An 18,341-nucleotide genomic window follows, 5' to 3' on the forward strand; every position below is an offset into this window, starting at 1 on the left:
CGCTTTTTTTATACAACCAATTAATCGTTGGTTCTTTTGTTTTTCAACCAATACCATCCCAAATTAAAGGCTATCACAAAATGATTCAGAATGGTTGGGATCAATCCATAATTCTGCTTCATTATATCAAAACGTTCCTGCAAACTTTGGCGATGCCTTTTTTTTGACATCCCCCCTACCAGGTATTTGGCAACGTAACGATTTGCATTTACTATCTTTTTAGCTTTTTTAGCGGCCCGGATGATCCAATCTATATCTGCACTTAGTTGATATTTACTGTCGTACGGTTCTGTTAGGGCCCGCCTGATATAAATGGCCTGGTGGCTAATGCTCATTCCATATTTAAACCCTTTCCAAGTAAATTTAGCCGGGGCTTTGTGCCTGCGCTGACCAAGGCTTTGGCCATCATCGGCAATCATTTCGGTTTCGCCATAATAAATATCGGCACCCTCGGTAGCACCAAACACAGCGGCTACCGTTTCAGCGTCATAAAACTCATCGCCGGAGTTCATGAAGATCACATAATCGCCCGTAGCCATAGCCAATCCCTTGTTCATGGCATCATAAATGCCTTTATCTTTTTCACTTATGAACTTGCTTACGCGATTTTTATACTTTTCAATCACCTGCAAAGTTCCATCGTTCGAGAGGCCGTCTATGATGATATATTCAATATTATTATAAGTTTGACCCAAAACTGAAAGTATAGTACGTTCAATATCACCAACATTGTTGTACACAACGGTAATAACGCTTAGTTTAGGGTTAAACATCAGCACCTCCCGTTACTTTTAGTAGACTTTGATAAAGTGCTATGTGTTTTTTCCCAATAACCTGTTCCGAAAAAGTATCCATTACTGTTTGTCGGGCTTGCTGTTGCAACTGTTCGTTCTTCGGATACTGAATAACCCACTCCATACCATCAGCGAAGCTCTCTGCCGAACGATAAGTGGCCAGGTAGCCATTATATCCATGCTGCACCATATCGGGAATACCGCCCGTGGTAAAGGCTATTACAGGTGTTCCGCAGGCAAGGCTTTCCATTACCGTATAAGGCAGGTTATCTTCAAGTGACGGGATCAGGAAAGCATCGGCGGCGGCGTAGTATTGCGCCAGTTGTTCATCATTATTTATAGTCCCTAAAAAACTGGTCTTGAAAGGAAAGTCGGGCACACCTTCGGTACCACGATTGCCAAAAACTACCAGTTCAACATTATCCGCATCGGTACCTAAACGTTGTTTTAAAAGCTCCATACTTTCCAACAGGTATTGGGTACCCTTATGCAGGTCTTTACGCGATGGCATAAACCCACTCAAAAAAATAAATTTATCGGCTGCCAGCCCGGCTTTTCCCTTTGCCAGTTTCTTATCAATGGGTTTAAAAATATCGGTCTCCAGCGTATTTGGAATCTGGTGTACAGCCTTTTCTCTCATCAGACTACTGGCCTTCACAGAGCTATGCATCCATGAACTGGGCGCAACTATGGCAAAATCCAACACTTCATACGCTTTGTGTTTTTTTTGCCAGATCTGGTGTGAAATATCATCCTCAGACGAATTAATGAGTAGCGGACAGTTGCCGCACTCCCGCATGTAATGATCGCAGGTATAGCGTACATGGCAACCACCTGTAAAAGCATTGCTGTCATGAAAGGTCCATACAACCGGTTTGTTTAGTTTGGCAATTTCGGCAATGTGCTTTGGATCAAGAAAACCATGATTGATCCAGTGCAGATGGATGATATCGGCATTTTTTACATCGGGATGGTGAATAACCGAACGACCGAACCATGCAAACGAAAAAGGGGTGCGCAAGGGCTTTAAAAATCGTTTGGCCAGTAACCGCTCCAATATGATTGTAAAAGCAGTATATGATTTCTGAAGCTTATTTGAATTAAAAGTACCTATCTGCGGATTCCTGCCAAATTTATAATGAACAACAATTTTTGAATCGATATTTTGATCCTGCAGTGCCCGGTTAAGCCGCATGCAGGCCCGACCTGCTCCCCCATTACCATCATAGGTATTTAGATGCACTACTTTTAACATTGACGCGAATTACATGAATTTTAATTAGAGCACTAATTACACCAAAATTAGCCAATTTTTCGAATTGATTGCTTAAATTGATAATGCCCGAATTAAAGGATTATTATACTCTTATTAGTTCAATTCGCCCTTACTTATTTTTTATTCTAATACCTATTAAGGTTTTTAACTCATATAGGATTGACGGTCTTCCCTTTGCACTAATAGAGGATTCTAAATTCGTATAATTTGAAATACCGATTTGTGCTAATTTTTATTTCCTTTGCACTTATGAGCAACGAACTCACCGATAAGGCTTTTTGGGCTAATTACTGGGAATCAAAAAAGGATATAGCATTTAATGTTCCCTCCAATTATACTTTTCATAAATTATTAGCAAACATAATCACAGAAAATAAGCTGTCGTCTGCGATAGAATTAGGCGGCTTCCCCGGATATTATGCTATATTTTTGAAGAAATATTTTGGATTAAAAACCACGCTTTTTGATTTCTATGTTCATCCTAAAACATTAGAGGAAGTATTAAACGCCAATGATTTAGGCAAAAAAGATGTATCTATAATTGAGGGCGACCTATTTGCTTATCAACCGCAAACACAATACGAGCTTGTTTTATCATGTGGGCTAATAGAACATTTTAACGATACCAAAGATATTATAGATAGGCACCTGTCCTTTTTAAAGCCCGGCGGAACGTTATTTATTACGTTGCCCAATTTTACTGGTGTTAACGGCTGGGTGCAGCGTAAGTTTGATTTGGACAACTACAATAAACACAATATCAGCAGTATGAACCCGGAATTATTAGCTGAATATTGTAAAGATCTGGGATTGAAAAAAGTAAAAGCCTATTATTATGGCAAATTTTCTGTATGGCTGGAGAACCGCGCACAGCAACCAGGCCTGGTGAAACTTTTTTTTAAAACCTTATGGCTAACCGGTAAAATTGCAACTAAAATTATTCCTGTCGAATCAAGGTTACTTTCCCCATATATCGTACTTACGGCAATAAAGTAATCTATTTTTTTGAGAGGTATTTTGCCTGCAATTGTTTAACAAACCGTACCCCCCTTTGCACCAGGTTACCTTTTCGGTTATTTAGGAAATGTTTAATCGCCTGGTAAGCCTGGTAATTTTCTGTTATTTCTGCAGGAAAATTTTTAACGGGTTGCCTGGCAATTTGTACCTGGTAGATATTTTCGTTATTGGAGTGTACACCACTACCATCATGACCTATGTTTTGTATAAAGGATTTTGAAGGATTTAAAGTTAATCCGCCCTTTAAAAATATAGAAGCATACCAGCGTATAGCCCAGGAATTATTTTTACCGGCCTTAAAATCCTGGATCTGTTTCCAGAAGTTCATTTTGCCCTCAATCGAAAATTTAAGGATCTTTAAAGAATCAAACTGTGCTATAAGTTTATCAATATCGGGTTCGAAGCTATCCCAGGCACGCGCCCATGTTGCCCATCCCCAACTGGTGGCAGCACGATAAAAAAACAATTCGGGCAGATCCTTTTCTTCCAGGTTGTACATATATGCGCCAATATGCATCACTTTTTCTTCGTTTGCGTAACGGGTTAGCGCTTCATTAAAATACTGGAGCGTGTAAGGTGATGACAGCAGGTCGTCTTCAAAAACAATCACTTTGCCATATTCATAAACCAATTGGGTAACCCCGCTGATAATGGATTCGGCCAAACCCAAGTTACTCTCGCGCATAATTACTTTCACCGCTTTAAAGCCGGTTGTTTCTTTAGCCATTTGCCTTACTTCATCAACTTTAGCGCGGTCGGCTTCAGTTTTGGGTGCATCGCAAAAAATGTACAAACGGGATTCATCTGCCAAAACATTTTTTTGAAGATGAATAATGGTACGGCGCGTGTGATTGGGCCGGTTGTATACAAACAGGGCTATTGGGGCAAGTTTTTGCATTTATTGGAAAAATCAAAATAATTCAGGTTGTTTCGCGGCCTTTTTACACAGAACGGTATAAGCGTTGGCAAATTGCTCGCTCACTTTTTTTCCCATAATTTTTCCAAGTGCCTGCTTAATCCTAAACTCGGTAGCTATACGCAGGTTTTTCAAAAGGCTTTGAGATTTCTTTTGATTAACATACATGTTAAATTTTGTAACCTCGGGCTCTATCATCGAAGTAAGATCCTCTTCTACTTCTAAACCCTCGGTAGCCAACAGGTAACGTAACGATGTTGGCGTGTAAACGTTGATGTGGCCGTAAGCCAAAAAGTGTTTAATGCGGGTATCAACACCCCTTTTATAATCACGCGGCACTTCAATAACGCATCGTTTTGCCACCCTTTTTATTTCGCGCAGCAACATCCGCTCATGCTCTACATGCTCCAACACGTGCGACAGGATGATCAGATCAAAACTATCATCGGCAAAAGGCAGCTTGTAACCATCAAATACCTGTACTGCTTTAAGGTTTTTTATACCGCGCGACAGGATATACTCCACTCCGCTACCCGAAATTTCAACTGCCTGGTATTCGGACGCAAAGTTATTATCAGCCAGGATCTTTAAAATACTGCCGTCGCCTGCACCTACTTCCAGTACATTGGCGAAAGTTAAGCCCTTGCATACGTCAACAATATGCTGCGCTTTGTATTTGGCGCCGAGCATGCGCCAGGCTTCATCGTGTTTTTGATAAAATTGATCGTACGCGGTTTTAACGTTTCCGCTTATAATTGACTTCTGCATTATTTACGAAGGTAAAACTATAGCTTAAGTTTTTCTCTGCAATTAAATAAAAACATTTAAGTGCTATAAATTTAGTTTAAGGATTTTACAGTGAACGTTGTGCGCCTGTTTAATTGCCTGCCCACAGGGTTATCTTTGCCATTGAGCAACGAATTAGGCGCAACCGGCATAGTTTCACCATATCCTTTTGCTGTTATCCTGGCAGCATTTATTCCATTTGATATCAAATAGTTTACGCACGATTGCGCACGGGCTTGGGATAATCTTAAATTGGCATCATATTTCCCTATCGAATCTGTATGCGAGCCTAACTCTATCCTGATAGTGGGGTTATCGTTCATAATTACTACCAGCTTATTTAATTCGGTTATTGACAGAGCGCGTAAGGTGGCCTTATCGTAGTCAAAATAAATATCTTTAATTAATATTGGCCTATTCACCTTAAAGGAATCAAGGCAAATCTGAGGGTTAAACAACGTGTCAGCCCTTTGTACGGCGCCTCCCTTTTGAGAAAAAGATTTGGTAAAATACCCCTCTTTTGATAATTCCAGCCTACAAGGATTTTTATTATTAACCTTAAAGAGATATTTACCTCGTGCATCGGTACTCAGCTGGCTGATATTCTTTTCGGTTATAGAATCCTTCAACAAAACTTTTACTCCTGGTAAACCCTGTTGTGTTTTGCAATCAATAACCTCGCCTACCATATATTGGGATTTAATTAGTGCGGTAAACAGGCTAAGGCAACAATCTGACCGGCGATTAGAGCTAAAGTAAAACCTGTCCTTATCCTTCGGGTCGATAGTGTAATAAAGGTCATCCTTTGATGAATTAACCGGGTAGCCCATATTAACCGGCTTTGTCCATATACCGGTGTCGTCATCGCTCTCAAAAAAATCGAATCCGCCCATCCCGATAAAACCATCGGAACTAAACACCAGTTTTTTGCGTGCAGCATCATAATAAGGAGCTTGTTCGTCATATGCTGAGTTAATAGTACTGCCCAAATTAACGGCATTCATTGCCTGGCCGTCGGCATTAAGGTTACTTACCCAAATATCATCACCGCCCTGACCGCCAGGCTTGTTGGATGCAAAAAAGAGGCGTTTACCATCGGCTGTTACAAAGGGCTGCCGTGCATTAAAGCCCCCTATATTTACATTTGGATTTAATTCATGTGGCTGTTGCCATTTGCCGTTTTCCAGTTTGCTGTAACATATCTCTGTTACCGTTTTATTGCCAGACTTGCGCCAGCGGGTTACATACATTCTTTTACCCGATGCATCTAACGATGGCGTGCCATATTCAAACGGCACGCCTTTATCAAATCTTTTAAAATCTATAGCTGTTGAAGGTGAGGTTTGTTTTATTGCAGCTGTATAAACCTGGTTTAGGTGTATTTTATTTTCTGTAAATCTTGAAGAGGTAAACCAGTAAGCGTCTCCGTTGATCGTCAGTGAATAATCGCCTTCGCTGCCATTTAATGTTGTAATTGGTGAAATTATAACGTCTTCAGGATTTTTAAGCTGCTGCATTGCAAAATTACAGCCATCTATTTCACGTTGGACCATTGTCATATATTTGGCATCGGCTTTGTATGATATCATAAACAGCTGCGACTGCTTTAAGGTTTCATCGAAATTATTATTAGCACGCAGGCAAGTGGCATACCATAACCGCGCCAATGGGTACTGGTTATCATTAATAACTTTTAAATACCATATAGCTGCTTTAGTATAATCCTGGTATAATCGATAGGATTCGGCCAGGCGGTACATTATGTATGCTTTATCGGTCTGCTGCTGCCCCCGGGTATATTTGCCGCTTGAATAAAAAGGGACATTGTTGACAGATACTGTTGATTTGCCGGTAGCAGCTTTCAGGTAATAGTTAGCAGCCTCATAAAAATCATTGTTATCAAATGCCTTATCGGCCAAAGTTTTATAATTCCCCTTTTGGGCTATCACACCCAATGGACCAAAAAACAGAAAGACGTATATTGATAACTTCTTCATATCAATGATTTAAAACCGTGGACAAACCCGTGATGGATTTAGCGGCACATGACTGAAAATATAGCTCACAGATAACTCGAACCCGCCCTGCCCTACGGTAGCCGCCCTTAAACCTGATGTATTAAAATCATAACTTAAACCAATAGCCATATTATTGAGATGGTAACCTACATTGGCTACAATAGCATCCTGTAAACGTACCATGCCGCCCAAGATAAGCCCCTTGTTATCTTCAAACTTAACTTCGGAGTAAACCCCTATAGCCCTGATCTGGTTTTGTTGCTGCCTGATATATATAGCATGCGGGGTCACGTCAAACAAGTCGGACGCCTTTATGCGTACCCCGCCATGAACAGTAAAACGCATAGGCAGCCTGCTGTTAATGCCATCTGTAGCAAAGGGGTCATTTGCATTGGTTAAATGTGCTACGCTAACACCACCGAAAAAATTGGATGTATTTACCGGATCCGCATTGTAATAAAATATACCGGCACTCGCATCAAATACGGTAGCATGTGTATTAGTGAAATTTTCGAAGTTAGGCAAATTGGGATCATAGCCGCTATTCGCGTTATACTGGTTATCCAATTGCAATTTATTAGGGTCAAAACTGCGGTTTATTAACCCGGCCTGCACACCAAAATGCAAGCGCTGACTTTCGTCATCGGACAAGGTTATGCCATAACCAAAAGACCCATAAGCCGCGAAATAATTGTAACCGGCTGTGCCTGCCGCTTGGTTTATCACATTAAATCCCAACGACACTTTGTCTGTAGATTTAAAATCGGCAGATAAGCCTACCGTTCTAAAGCCGTTTTGAATTGTCGCCCATTGATCTTTAAAATTACCCGATATACGCGCATCACCATCAAAAACTCCGGTAAGCGCAGGATTTAACCATAAGGGATAAGCATAGTATTGAGAAAAGTGAGGATCCACCTGCGCCTTTACTATTCCTGCTGCTGCAAATTGTAGTATAACTGTTATTACTATTATTAATTTCTTCATCGCAACAGCGTAATTGTTCCTTTTTTGTTCAATTGCGCACCATCGTTCATTATCGCTTTTACAAAGTATACATAAACACCGGCAGGCTCCCTGGTGCCCTTGTAGTAGCCATTCCATCCCTTGTTAATATCTGTGGTAGTGAACAGCAATTCGCCCCATTGGTCATATACATAAAAGCTTAAGCTTTTAATACTTTCGCTATGCACATACACAATATCATTATTACCATCGCTATTTGGTGTAAAGGCATTAGCTACATAAATCTGGTTTTTTAACTGGCTTATGGCGGTACCGGTAACCGCTGTTGAGCTGCCACTAAGCTGGCAGGCGGAAACACCGGTTGCCTGCACCAGCATTGTTACCTGCTGGTTAAGCTGCAAACCGGTAACGGATTGACTTAAACTTTCGCTGCCTGTACTTGGAACTGTAAATGTTTGGCCGTTGTCAACGCTTACAAGGTAGCCCTTAGCACCCGTTACAGCATCCCATTTAAAAGTTATACTCGAGTTGGTGGTATTATCAACCCTTACAATGGGTGCATTAAGTTGCTGCAGCATTTTTACCTCAGTCTTGACCCGAACCGGCGTGGTGCAATTATCTATGCTTACAGCCTCAACATAATAGTTTGTTGTGGAATTTAAATTTTCTGTAGTAAAAGAACCTCCGACATGTATGGGTATGCCACCAGTGGCACTCACATACCATGAAATCGTTGCATTGACATCGCTGCTTGTAGCGGTTAGAGTTGCTTTGGTACCTGGGCAAACAGCTGTTCCTTGTGCAATAACCAGTGGCGGAGATATTGTGGCAATATTTACCGGTGTACGTGTTGCGGAAATACATCCGCTGCTATTTATAGCATCTGCATAATAAGTGGTTGCCGAAGCTATCCCTGGCGTTACAAAGCTAATGCCTGTGTGTATGGGCACACCACCAGAGGCATTTGTATACCAATTATAAATAAACCCATTCTGTGAATTTGATATATTTAACGTTGCTGCAGAGCCTTCACAAACGGCAACAGGATTTTTCACCAATACCGGAGCAGTTGGAACAGCGGCCATATTTACCTGCACCGTTGCCAACGGACTTGCACAGGTACCATTTGAAGCTTCCACATAATAAGTTTTGGCAGTGCTTAAATTGCCGGTTGGATAAGATGTGCCGGTAAACAGCAAATTGTTTTTTGATATAGAACTATACCAATTATAAACGATACCCTGCTGAGGTGAACTCACCATTAATATTGTGGTGTTATCAGGGCAAACGGACAGTACAGCATCAACCGGCACAGGTGTAACCGGCGTACTTAAAATCTTTATGCTTATTACATTACTTAATAAAGGCACAACACAGATACCAGATGTTACTACCCGGCGATAGTAGGCATTAACGTTTATAACCGGAGGATCGTAATTTTTTGCAATGGCCCCTGCTATATTAGTAAACGTGATGTTATCGCTTGAGTTTTGCCATTGGTAACTATAGGTACCATTGCCACCCAATGGTACATTGCCGGTTATTGTTGAAGCGTCGCCTGCTATGCAAAATGAGCTTATTACCGGGGCAGTTATTGTATTATTTGCAATAGCAGCCTTGATGATTATTGTTGCAACATTACTTATCAGCGGCACTATGCATGAGCCAGAAGTTGTTAAGCGCCTATAATAGGTAGTTGTTGATATAACAGCCGGATCATAATCTTTAGAGGTAGCTCCTGTTATATCTGTAAAGTTTATATTATCTGTCGAGCTTTGCCAATGGTAAACGTAAGTTCCATTACCACCCGAAGGAACATTGCCTATTATAGCAGCAGCATTACCTGTTGCACAAAAGGTATTCACAACCGGTAGGCTTATTACATTATTTGTTAATGCAGGTAATATTTTAATGCTAATGATATTGCTAATAACAGGAGGAAAACAATTTCCGGATGTGGCCACCCGCCGGTAATAAGTATCAACAGTAACAGTAGATGGGTCAAGATCAATTGCGGTAGCGCCTGTTATGTTGGTAAAAGTTACAGTGTTAACTGAGCTTTGCCATTGGTAGGTATAAGTACCAATACCACCTGATGGGGTGTTACCTGTTATAACAGCTGGGTTTCCGCCTGTGCAAAACGCAGCAATAGCCGGAGCCGTAACTATATTGTTTGTAATAGCAACCGGAGCTACAATTTTTATGCTGACAACATTACTTATGGAAGGAACGGTACACACATCGGAAGTTACCGCCCTGCGGAAGTAAGTGGTTGTATTCACAACCGGCGGATCGTAGTCTTTTACAATGGCGCCCGCTATATTGCTGAAATTAACGTTGTCAGTTGAAGTTTGCCATTGGTAATTATAAATACCGGTACCGCCGGTTGGTGTACTACCGGTTATTGATGCCGGATCGGTTGCCATGCAAAATACGTTTGCTGCCGGTGCAGATATGGTATTGTTGGCTAAAGCCGGTTCAATTTTTATAGTTACCGGGTTACTAATTGCTGGCAATGTACATGCGCCTGAAGTTACAGTACGCCTGAAATAGGTAGTAGTATTTAGTATGGGTGGGGCATAATCCTTTGACGTGGCCCCTGCTACATCTGTAAACGTTGTATTATCGGTTGAGCTTTGCCATTGGTAAGTAAAAGTACCGGTACCGCCAGATGGAATGCTGCCGATTATTGGGGCCACATTACCTGGTGCACAAAAGTTAGTTGCAATAGGAGCAGTAATTGAATTATTGGTTAATACAGGTTGAACGGTGATTGTTACAACATTGCCCGGCAACGGAACGGTACATAAAGATGAAACAACAAGGCGGCGATAATAAGTTGTAACATTTACTGCACCCGGATCATAATCCTTTGCATTAGCGCCGGCAATGTTAAAAAAGTTAACATTATCTGCAGATGATTGCCAGGTGTAGGTATAAGTACTGCCATCGCCGCCGGATGGTACATTGCCAATTATCGCCACAGGGTTACCCGCCGCACAGAATACCGAAGTAGCAGGGGCAGTTATCTTATTATTGGAAAGAGCCGGCTGTATGGTGATGGCAACCACGTTACTTAAAACCGGCGTAGCACAACTGGCCGAAATTACTGCCCGGCGATAGTATGTAGTAACACTTAACGTAGCAGGATCATAATCCTTTGCTGTTGCACCGGGGATGTCTGTAAAGGTTGTATTGTTGATGGAGGATTGCCATTGGTACGTGAAGGAACCACTGCTTACAGGCGTACTGCCCGAAATTACCCCTGGGTTACCGGCTACGCAAAACACGTCAGGCGTAGCTGCAGTAATCGTATTATTACTTATTGCGGTGTTGGTTACAACAACATCTTCATTTGTTGATGCGCTTCCATTATAGTTTGTACCTCCAACAGCACCGTAGCTTGTGGTTTTATATGTTGTGTTTGATCCGGTAATGGCATTTGTTTTAGGGGTGATACGGCGGTTAGGGGCTGTATAATCACGGGTTGGATCCAGGTAAAGCGCTTGCACACGGCTATTGTAAGTACCAGAGGCAACACACCCTATTTTCACCGTTAAATTAATGGTGACAGAGCCGCCCGCAGGTATTACAAAATCGCCCATCAATGGCCGCACGTCTGTCCCGGTATTGGTCAAAGTGGTGGCGCCTGCAGCTGCATTCTGATAAGTAGCGGTGGCCGATTGAAACGTAAAGCCCGAAGGTAACAAACAATCTGCCTGTACCCCCGCAGCGCTACCCGCCGATGGATCATTTGCAATTTTAATAGTATATGTAGCCGTACCGCCCACTGTTTTAGGGGTTGCCGGGTTTACTACATTCATTGTTGTAGTTAATAACGGAAAACAAACGGATGTACCGCTTTGCAAATATGGAGGAAGGGCGGTCACATTGAGCGCAATAGCCTTGCCTGCCAACCCAGCGGCGGCGTTATGTGTAATACCATTTCCGTTATCGGTTTTACCTGGTAGCCCACCTGATACATTATTGTGAAAAGTTCCGGAAGGTACATTATAGAAAACAACGCCACCTCCGCCGCCACCGCCAGGCCCATGCGGCTGAACACCAGTTGTGGCCGGATTATCGCCTTTTGTGTTGCCACCCCTTCCACCTGTAGCATTTACAGTAATATTGGCAGTAGCGCTGGGGTTTGAAACTTTTAAAAACACCGATCCGCCGGCACCACCACCGCCCGACCCATCGGGATGGGAGCCATAAACTCCGGGCGCACCGGCAGCGCCATTGGCCAATATAGTTCCATTGCCGGATATAGTACGTGCATTAATAATTACTATCCCGCCGCCTACACCGCCTTTTACACCGGTTAGCGCATCGTTAGCATGCCCGCCACCGCCACCACCGCCCATGATAAGCCTGGTGGCATCATCGGGCTGACTACCGGTATAACTCTTTGATCCCGGCCTCCCCCCGCTTGGGTTACTGCCTCCAATAGGTTCATAGCCCCATGCACCAACGCCACCGCTATTACCGTTACCGCCACCGCCACCGCCAGAGTTAGTATCATTACCACCGCCACCGGCGTTTGCAGGTGCACCACGCCCGGCAGAACCACCGGGCAGACCCTCAATAACATTATCCACCTCATTAAAACCATCCCAAACATATCTGGGAGTACCAGCAATCCCTTCACCTTTTCCAGATGCGCGATCGTCTGTTGCATAGGTTACATACAGATCAGATAAGTTAGTTACCGCGTTTTTAACCAGGCTATATCCGCCGCGGAAGCCCCGTTCAGAAACATTGATGGTAAAACCATTAAAATCCATATTGCCCGACACCTCAAAAGCGATGATACCACCAGCCTTGCCATCAAATGGTGGGGGCGAAATATTTGAGGTAAGGCGTAAATTGGCATACTGAGGTACCCTGATCACCTGAAAAGATTGCTTCCCCCTCGTGGTGCTCGCATCGGCATTTGTATAAGTATAAACAGAGCCGCCGCCTGTACCTGATCCTGTAAAGCTTAACGTACCACCTGTAAGCGGTACATTATTGGTAGCCATTACATATTCAAACTTACCACTGTTACCTAAATTAGTAAACCCTGTAGCGCCCAAATTATCGGGTCCCGAGATTGCAATATTACCGCCATACAATGTGGAATTTGAATAATTTATAGTAGCATCCTGTGTTTGAATAATTAAAAGCAGGTCGCCGGATTTAATTGGTACAGTACCAAAATTATTTCCATAGGCATCAACAGCAGGCACCTTGGTTAGATTTATTGTTTTGCTACCGGCCGCCAACGTCACGTTGTTTGTCGGCGGGAAATAAGTGTTTATCGAGCCATTTATGTTTGTAGTACCATCGGCACCTGATGTAGCGCACACCATCGGGGTTGATGGAGGGGTAATTGGGGGCGGAGTTGAAGCAAGAACAACATCAACGGTATAGGTCACGAACGAACAGTTAGTTGATAATATATAATTTACCGGTTTGGTAAAATCATGGGTTGTTCCCGATGCCGGCGATAAAGTTCCATTATTAGTAACGCCAATTATTGGTGCCAAAGCGGTAATATTAGTACCAGCGGGCACATTCACTGTAATATGAGAATTTGCAGTGTTAATTTGCGAAGGTGAACTTTGTTGCGCCACCGAAAAAGAGCTTATTATTGAGGTAGCCCCCGCGCTGCTGGTTTGCGAATATTTGGCAATAAAACTATCGCAAATATTGTTAATAGCAGTTAAGCTTTTATCAATGCATTTCGAAGGATCAAAATCAACAGTATTGCAAAATGCGCCACCAAGTAATAAATTATTCTGGCTGTCAACATCTAACTCTATACCGAATGTACTGCTACAACCTGAATTACCCGCATTAAAGGCCCACTTAAAATTGCCATTTTCATCATACTTTCCTAAAAACAGATCACGCTGACCGCTATCATTAAGATTTGCCACGACATTTGGGTCTGGATTAAAATCAATAGTTCCGCTAAAGTATCCGGTGATATAAATATTATTGTTGGCATCAGGTGCTATTTGGTAGCAAAATGCTCCCGATGTTTGCCCGCCAATTACTTTGGCATATTGAAAATTACCAGCGCCTGTATATTTTGAAATAAACATACTAAGGTTACCGGCCGGGAAGATTGTACCGCTGGGATTACTGGCATCAAAATTTATCCCCGAATCAAAGGATCCTGCCATGTATACATTGTCTTTAGTATCTATGCAAATGATTGATCCATTTTGATATAGAGAGCCTAATATCCTGTTTACCCAAATTAGCTTACCGTCGGCGCCATATTCACAAATAAAGCTCTCGTCGCCGGCGCTTGTCAAATTACGGCCGGGGCCTAAGGGATCAAAGTTAACAGTACCGTTATAATAGCCCGAAAGAATGATATTATTTTTACTGTCTACAGCAAGCCCCCGGAATGCATCATCTCCTGATGAGCCTAAATCAATAGCCCAGGTTAAATTACCATTATTTTGGTATTTTACCGCAAACCCGTTGCTTCCACCCGGCGAATTCAAGGTTGTGCCACCTACATCAATTGAACGGCTATAATATCCGTTAAAGATGAGATTATCATTGGTGTCAAATACAATATTGGCACCTCTGTCTGTGCCATCACTTCCAAATGATTGGGCCCATTTGTAATGACCGTTACTATCCAGGTAAATTAAAAATGCATCTTCGGCTCCGTTACTTTGCAATAAATTGACAGGGGCGTCGGGGTTCGCATCAAGATCAGTTGAGGTAAATTGCCCGCTTATTGCCACATTCCCCGATTTATCGAGGGAAAGGTCATTCGCTTGATCAAGCTCACTTCCTCCCATCGTTGCAACCCATAACAAATTACCATTTGGATCTAATTTTGCTACATAAATATCCGCGTCGCCTTTTGATGATACATTACGGACACCGGTGGTAGGATCAAAGTCAACTGTACCGCGAAAGTAACCACACATCAAAATATTATTCTGCTTATCAACCTGCATTCCCGTGCACTTACTGTCGCCAGAACCACCAAAATTTTTAGCCCAGGTATTTACCGGAAGTTGGGCGAATAATAAAGACGGGGAAACTATCAACAACAGGAATAAAAGCAGGACTTTGGTAGAGGTTTTATTCATGCAGAATTTTCGTGATAACGTTTGGCATATTTAATTATCTGAAACAGGCTTGCTTGCCCGTTTTAGCAATTTATCAAATATAATATTTATATCTTCTGAGACAGCAAAAAAATACGTAAAAAAAACGTAAATTATACCAATAATAACCGAACGATAGGCCATATCTAAATAAACGTTTTTCAACGCCGGCAAATATAAACCTATGAGCAAACAAACCAGAAAAATGGCAAATATGCAAGCATGGGATTTACCAAATGGCTGAAGCTTGAATTTTACTTTAAGAAATAACCAATATGCAAAATTGAGCAAAAATATGGTTGTAAAATAAGAAATTGCCGCTCCCATCATGCCAATTTGTGGAATAAGTATCCAATTTGAGATTACGCACAATATAACTGCCGATACAATGAAAACCGTGGTAAGCCTATAATATTTAGATAAATTCATAATGTAATTATTTAAGCCCCCTGTCATATCAACCAGGAAAGCTAGGCCAACAATTATCAATACATTAAAATAATTACCATATTGTACTTTATGCAGCAGCAGAACAATAAATGATCGGTTTATAACCAGGCCAATAAAGAGCAAACAGCCTATCGACATTTGAACTACCGAGGTTTTATAGTAAATTTTATTAATCTTGACCAGGTCGTTAGTTACCCATGATTGTGCTATAATTTGTAAAGAAGTACGACTAAGGGCCTTTGCAGGTAAACTTATTATCATTGCAATGCTAAAAAAGGTACCATAAATACCTACAAAACTCAATGATTGAGTAGTAAGTAAACTCAGCATTATAACATCAAGGTTTTGGATCATTACATATGAGCTTCCACTTAATACAGTATAAATTCCATAATTAATAAATTTCTTTTTTTCGCCCAATAATTGTGGGGTTATACATGCAAACCTAAAGTTTTTACCTTTGATTATATACAAAAACAAAATGAGTACAGCCATTACATTGGCGCACATATATATTAACAAAAAATCATGATAATCAATTAATGCAGCGGAAACCAACAGCAAACTTGCAAGAGTGAATAAGCGGAGCAATACTTCCCGAAGAAATGAAGATAAAACATTTTTAAACACGGTAAGTGCCATACTCTCCAACACCGAAAAAACCATTGTCAGAAACGACAAAGGGATTAAGTAATAAAAGTATTTTACTAACAATGATGATCCCTTTTTTTCTTTATAAAAATCTATAATCGAATTTTTAAATATTAAAAACAGTAAGGTAAAAAGCACAAAACCAGCTATGCTCCAAATAAGTACAAAAGTTGAAAAACCGCTATGTTGCTTATCAGCAGTTCGATAGTATGGGAGATATTTTAGTATAACATTGCTGATGCCAAATGATGCTATCTGTGAGTAAAGAAGTGAAATAGCTATCATCAATGAAAAAAAACCAATTTCCTCAATACTTAAAATCCGTTGAAATAAAACGATCAAATTAAAGAACCCTAAGGCTGTACCTGCATATAATATCAGGCTATTAAAAAACCCCTGTTTTTGTAATAGATTCATTTACTTCTATTTGGGGTTATGCTATTTTGAATCAAACTATCAAGCAGAGCTATGCGCTTATTAATGTCGTAGTTTTTAACCATATGATCGCGCCCTGCTTTGCCTAAGTTAACAGCAAGTGCAGGGGATGCCGCCAATTTTATCATATTTTGTGCCGTTCCTTTTACATCATATTCGTCAGTAAGAAACCCGGTTTCTTCGTCGATAACAGCTTCTTTGATACCAGAATGGCGAGTTGAAACAACAGGCAAACCTGATGACGATGCTTCTAATACTGTTACTGGTGTACCTTCTTTATCGCCGTTGGCAGCAGTTACAGAATGCTGTACAAAAGCCCGCATCCTTTTCATTAATTCACGTATTTCCTGAGATTTTAAAACGCCTGTAAGGGTTACGTTATCGTTCAGCTGAAGCTGCGAGATAAGCTTCTTAGTATCCTCGAACAGAGGGCCAATGCCTACCATCCATAATCGGGCATCCGGATATTTTCCCGTGACAATTTTAAAAGCCTTAACAAGTGATTGCGGGGATTTTTTCTCGACAAAACGGCCTACAAAAAGAAAATCCCTCCCCGAGCCTAAAATATCCAAAAGAGGAAACGCATTTGTATCAATACCACACGATGCAGTATAAACCTTATCGGCCGGCGCGCCCATTTCTATAAGATCTTTAGCCATATCAGCTGATACAGCTATAAACGCGCTGCCATATTTGAAAGCTTTTTGATAGAGATCGTGATAATCGGCAACTGTTTGGCGGTGATAAACATCGGCACCATGAAAATGGATGATGAGCGGCAAATTTGCTAACCGGCAAGCTTCAGTAACCGAGGCACCAACCATTCCATATTCAGCAAAAACAACATCAATTTTTTGGTCAATAAAATAATCCCGCAGGGCTAACGTCCTGACCTTAATGTTTTTACGCTTAAAAAATCTTTTTTGAATAAGATAGCTTAACAAGCCAATTTTTGATCGGATAAGCAGTTTATTTTCGTGATCATAAACAGGGAAAGCGCCACCATATAAAACCTTTTTGTTGCCCGCCAAACGATCGATATGAGCTTGCACAAATGTTTCAGAAAAGGCTGATTTGTTTGGCTTTATGATACATAAATTATACGGCGCATCCATATTAGCCCAGTTTTTTGCGGACATAATATTTGCGGAAAAAGCTTCCTAATTTATATATCACTTTGTTAAAAACACGTTGGGTACGCTGCCTTGTTGTTACTGCTTTAGGTTTAAAAAATGCAGCTTCAAAATTGTCATTTTTTTCCAATACAATGTGGGCGTAATCGCCTACATTCCATACATTTTTAAGTTCATAATATATAACTTCGGTACCGGTATCAGCCGCTAATTTGCCTATAACTTCATAAGATATATGCTCATCCACCGGCTGCATTGTTTCCGGCTTATTTACCAATGACCATTTAAGGTTATGAGGCGTAGGGACGGTTAAGATGATACGTCCTGTGTTTTTTAAAAACTTTGCCAAAGCAGCATGAACCTCGGGTCTATCCGCAACAGCTATATGCTCGTATACATCCATAAATATAATGAGGTCAAATTGCTCATCAAATGTATCAGGGGTTAATATGCTTTCCTTAAAACAGAGTTTATCATCAGCAAACAGCTTCTGAGCTATCTGGATAGACATTGTGCTGATATCGATACCGGTAATAACAGCATCAGGCCAATACTTGCGCATCCGTGAGCAAACATTCCCCATACCGCAGCCAACTTCTAAGATGCGCATTGGCCGAGATGGGGCATAACGTTTTATAGTTTTCCAACCAAATTCAATACGAGGATTAACTACAATATAATCGTTAAGCTTATTTTTAACGTGCTCATCATAATAAGACACTACATTTTCACGGTTTGGATTCTCAGTCATTACAAATACAGAAGATATTTAAAG

At 41.2% G+C, this 18,341-nt stretch carries 11 protein-coding genes; 1 reads left to right on the forward strand and 10 read right to left on the reverse strand.

The features are described 5' to 3' along the window. Positions 1-20: 20 nt before the first annotated feature. Positions 21-773, reverse strand: a complete 753-nt coding sequence (locus AC1DO4_RS06210; protein ID WP_477413917.1) for a glycosyltransferase family 2 protein — start codon at positions 771-773, stop codon at positions 21-23. After that, the gene (locus AC1DO4_RS06215) at positions 766-2,049 is read right to left on the reverse strand and encodes a glycosyltransferase family 4 protein (protein ID WP_477413919.1); all 1,284 of its coding nucleotides are present in this window, start codon (positions 2,047-2,049) and stop codon (positions 766-768) included. Before AC1DO4_RS06215 ends, AC1DO4_RS06210 begins: the two co-directional genes overlap by 8 nt. A gap of 270 nt (positions 2,050-2,319) precedes the next feature. On the opposite strand from AC1DO4_RS06215, the gene AC1DO4_RS06220 reads away from it, so the two are divergent. Beyond that, the gene (locus tag AC1DO4_RS06220; RefSeq protein WP_477413921.1) at positions 2,320-3,066 is read left to right on the forward strand and encodes a class I SAM-dependent methyltransferase; all 747 of its coding nucleotides are present in this window, start codon (positions 2,320-2,322) and stop codon (positions 3,064-3,066) included. A 1-nt stretch (position 3,067) separates the two neighbouring features. On the opposite strand, the gene AC1DO4_RS06225 is transcribed toward AC1DO4_RS06220, so the two are convergent. The 8 genes from AC1DO4_RS06225 to AC1DO4_RS06260 form a co-directional block, all read right to left on the reverse strand. Then, positions 3,068-3,985, reverse strand: a complete 918-nt coding sequence (locus AC1DO4_RS06225) for a sugar transferase (RefSeq protein ID WP_477413923.1) — start codon at positions 3,983-3,985, stop codon at positions 3,068-3,070. Positions 3,986-3,997: 12 nt separating this feature from the next. After that, positions 3,998-4,771, reverse strand: a complete 774-nt coding sequence (locus AC1DO4_RS06230; protein WP_477413925.1) for a class I SAM-dependent methyltransferase — start codon at positions 4,769-4,771, stop codon at positions 3,998-4,000. A gap of 71 nt (positions 4,772-4,842) precedes the next feature. Next, a complete protein-coding gene (locus AC1DO4_RS06235) occupies positions 4,843-6,786 on the reverse strand; it encodes an OmpA family protein (RefSeq protein ID WP_477413927.1) in 1,944 nt (647 codons plus the stop codon). A 9-nt stretch (positions 6,787-6,795) separates the two neighbouring features. Then, on the reverse strand, positions 6,796-7,794 hold the full coding sequence (locus tag AC1DO4_RS06240; RefSeq protein ID WP_477413929.1) for a PorP/SprF family type IX secretion system membrane protein: 999 nt from the start codon (positions 7,792-7,794) through the stop codon (positions 6,796-6,798). Continuing rightward, positions 7,791-14,879, reverse strand: a complete 7,089-nt coding sequence (locus AC1DO4_RS06245) for an Ig-like domain-containing protein (protein ID WP_477413931.1) — start codon at positions 14,877-14,879, stop codon at positions 7,791-7,793. Before AC1DO4_RS06245 ends, AC1DO4_RS06240 begins: the two co-directional genes overlap by 4 nt. A gap of 30 nt (positions 14,880-14,909) precedes the next feature. After that, the gene (locus tag AC1DO4_RS06250) at positions 14,910-16,415 is read right to left on the reverse strand and encodes a lipopolysaccharide biosynthesis protein (RefSeq protein ID WP_477413933.1); all 1,506 of its coding nucleotides are present in this window, start codon (positions 16,413-16,415) and stop codon (positions 14,910-14,912) included. After that, the gene (locus AC1DO4_RS06255; protein ID WP_477413935.1) at positions 16,412-17,572 is read right to left on the reverse strand and encodes a glycosyltransferase; all 1,161 of its coding nucleotides are present in this window, start codon (positions 17,570-17,572) and stop codon (positions 16,412-16,414) included. The genes AC1DO4_RS06250 and AC1DO4_RS06255 overlap by 4 nt, the downstream gene beginning before the upstream one ends. Next, positions 17,550-18,317 carry a class I SAM-dependent methyltransferase gene (locus AC1DO4_RS06260; protein WP_477413937.1) on the reverse strand — a complete coding sequence of 256 codons (768 nt, stop codon included), beginning with the start codon at positions 18,315-18,317 and terminating at the stop codon, positions 17,550-17,552. Before AC1DO4_RS06260 ends, AC1DO4_RS06255 begins: the two co-directional genes overlap by 23 nt. Positions 18,318-18,341 lie beyond the last annotated feature (24 nt).

The organism is Mucilaginibacter sp. P5_A6 (assembly GCF_056400585.1).

What these genes read in the sequence shown, in the direction of transcription:
- AC1DO4_RS06210 (WP_477413917.1), bottom strand. Translation starts at nt 773, where the DNA reads ATGTTTAACCCTAAACTAAGCGTTATTACCGTTGTGTACAACAATGTT.
- AC1DO4_RS06215 (WP_477413919.1), bottom strand. Translation starts at nt 2,049, where the DNA reads ATGTTAAAAGTAGTGCATCTAAATACCTATGATGGTAATGGGGGAGCA.
- AC1DO4_RS06220 (WP_477413921.1), top strand. Translation starts at nt 2,320, where the DNA reads ATGAGCAACGAACTCACCGATAAGGCTTTTTGGGCTAATTACTGGGAA.
- AC1DO4_RS06225 (WP_477413923.1), bottom strand. Translation starts at nt 3,985, where the DNA reads ATGCAAAAACTTGCCCCAATAGCCCTGTTTGTATACAACCGGCCCAAT.
- AC1DO4_RS06230 (WP_477413925.1), bottom strand. Translation starts at nt 4,771, where the DNA reads ATGCAGAAGTCAATTATAAGCGGAAACGTTAAAACCGCGTACGATCAA.
- AC1DO4_RS06235 (WP_477413927.1), bottom strand. Translation starts at nt 6,786, where the DNA reads ATGAAGAAGTTATCAATATACGTCTTTCTGTTTTTTGGTCCATTGGGT.
- AC1DO4_RS06240 (WP_477413929.1), bottom strand. Translation starts at nt 7,794, where the DNA reads ATGAAGAAATTAATAATAGTAATAACAGTTATACTACAATTTGCAGCA.
- AC1DO4_RS06245 (WP_477413931.1), bottom strand. Translation starts at nt 14,879, where the DNA reads ATGAATAAAACCTCTACCAAAGTCCTGCTTTTATTCCTGTTGTTGATA.
- AC1DO4_RS06250 (WP_477413933.1), bottom strand. Translation starts at nt 16,415, where the DNA reads ATGAATCTATTACAAAAACAGGGGTTTTTTAATAGCCTGATATTATAT.
- AC1DO4_RS06255 (WP_477413935.1), bottom strand. Translation starts at nt 17,572, where the DNA reads ATGTCCGCAAAAAACTGGGCTAATATGGATGCGCCGTATAATTTATGT.
- AC1DO4_RS06260 (WP_477413937.1), bottom strand. Translation starts at nt 18,317, where the DNA reads ATGACTGAGAATCCAAACCGTGAAAATGTAGTGTCTTATTATGATGAG.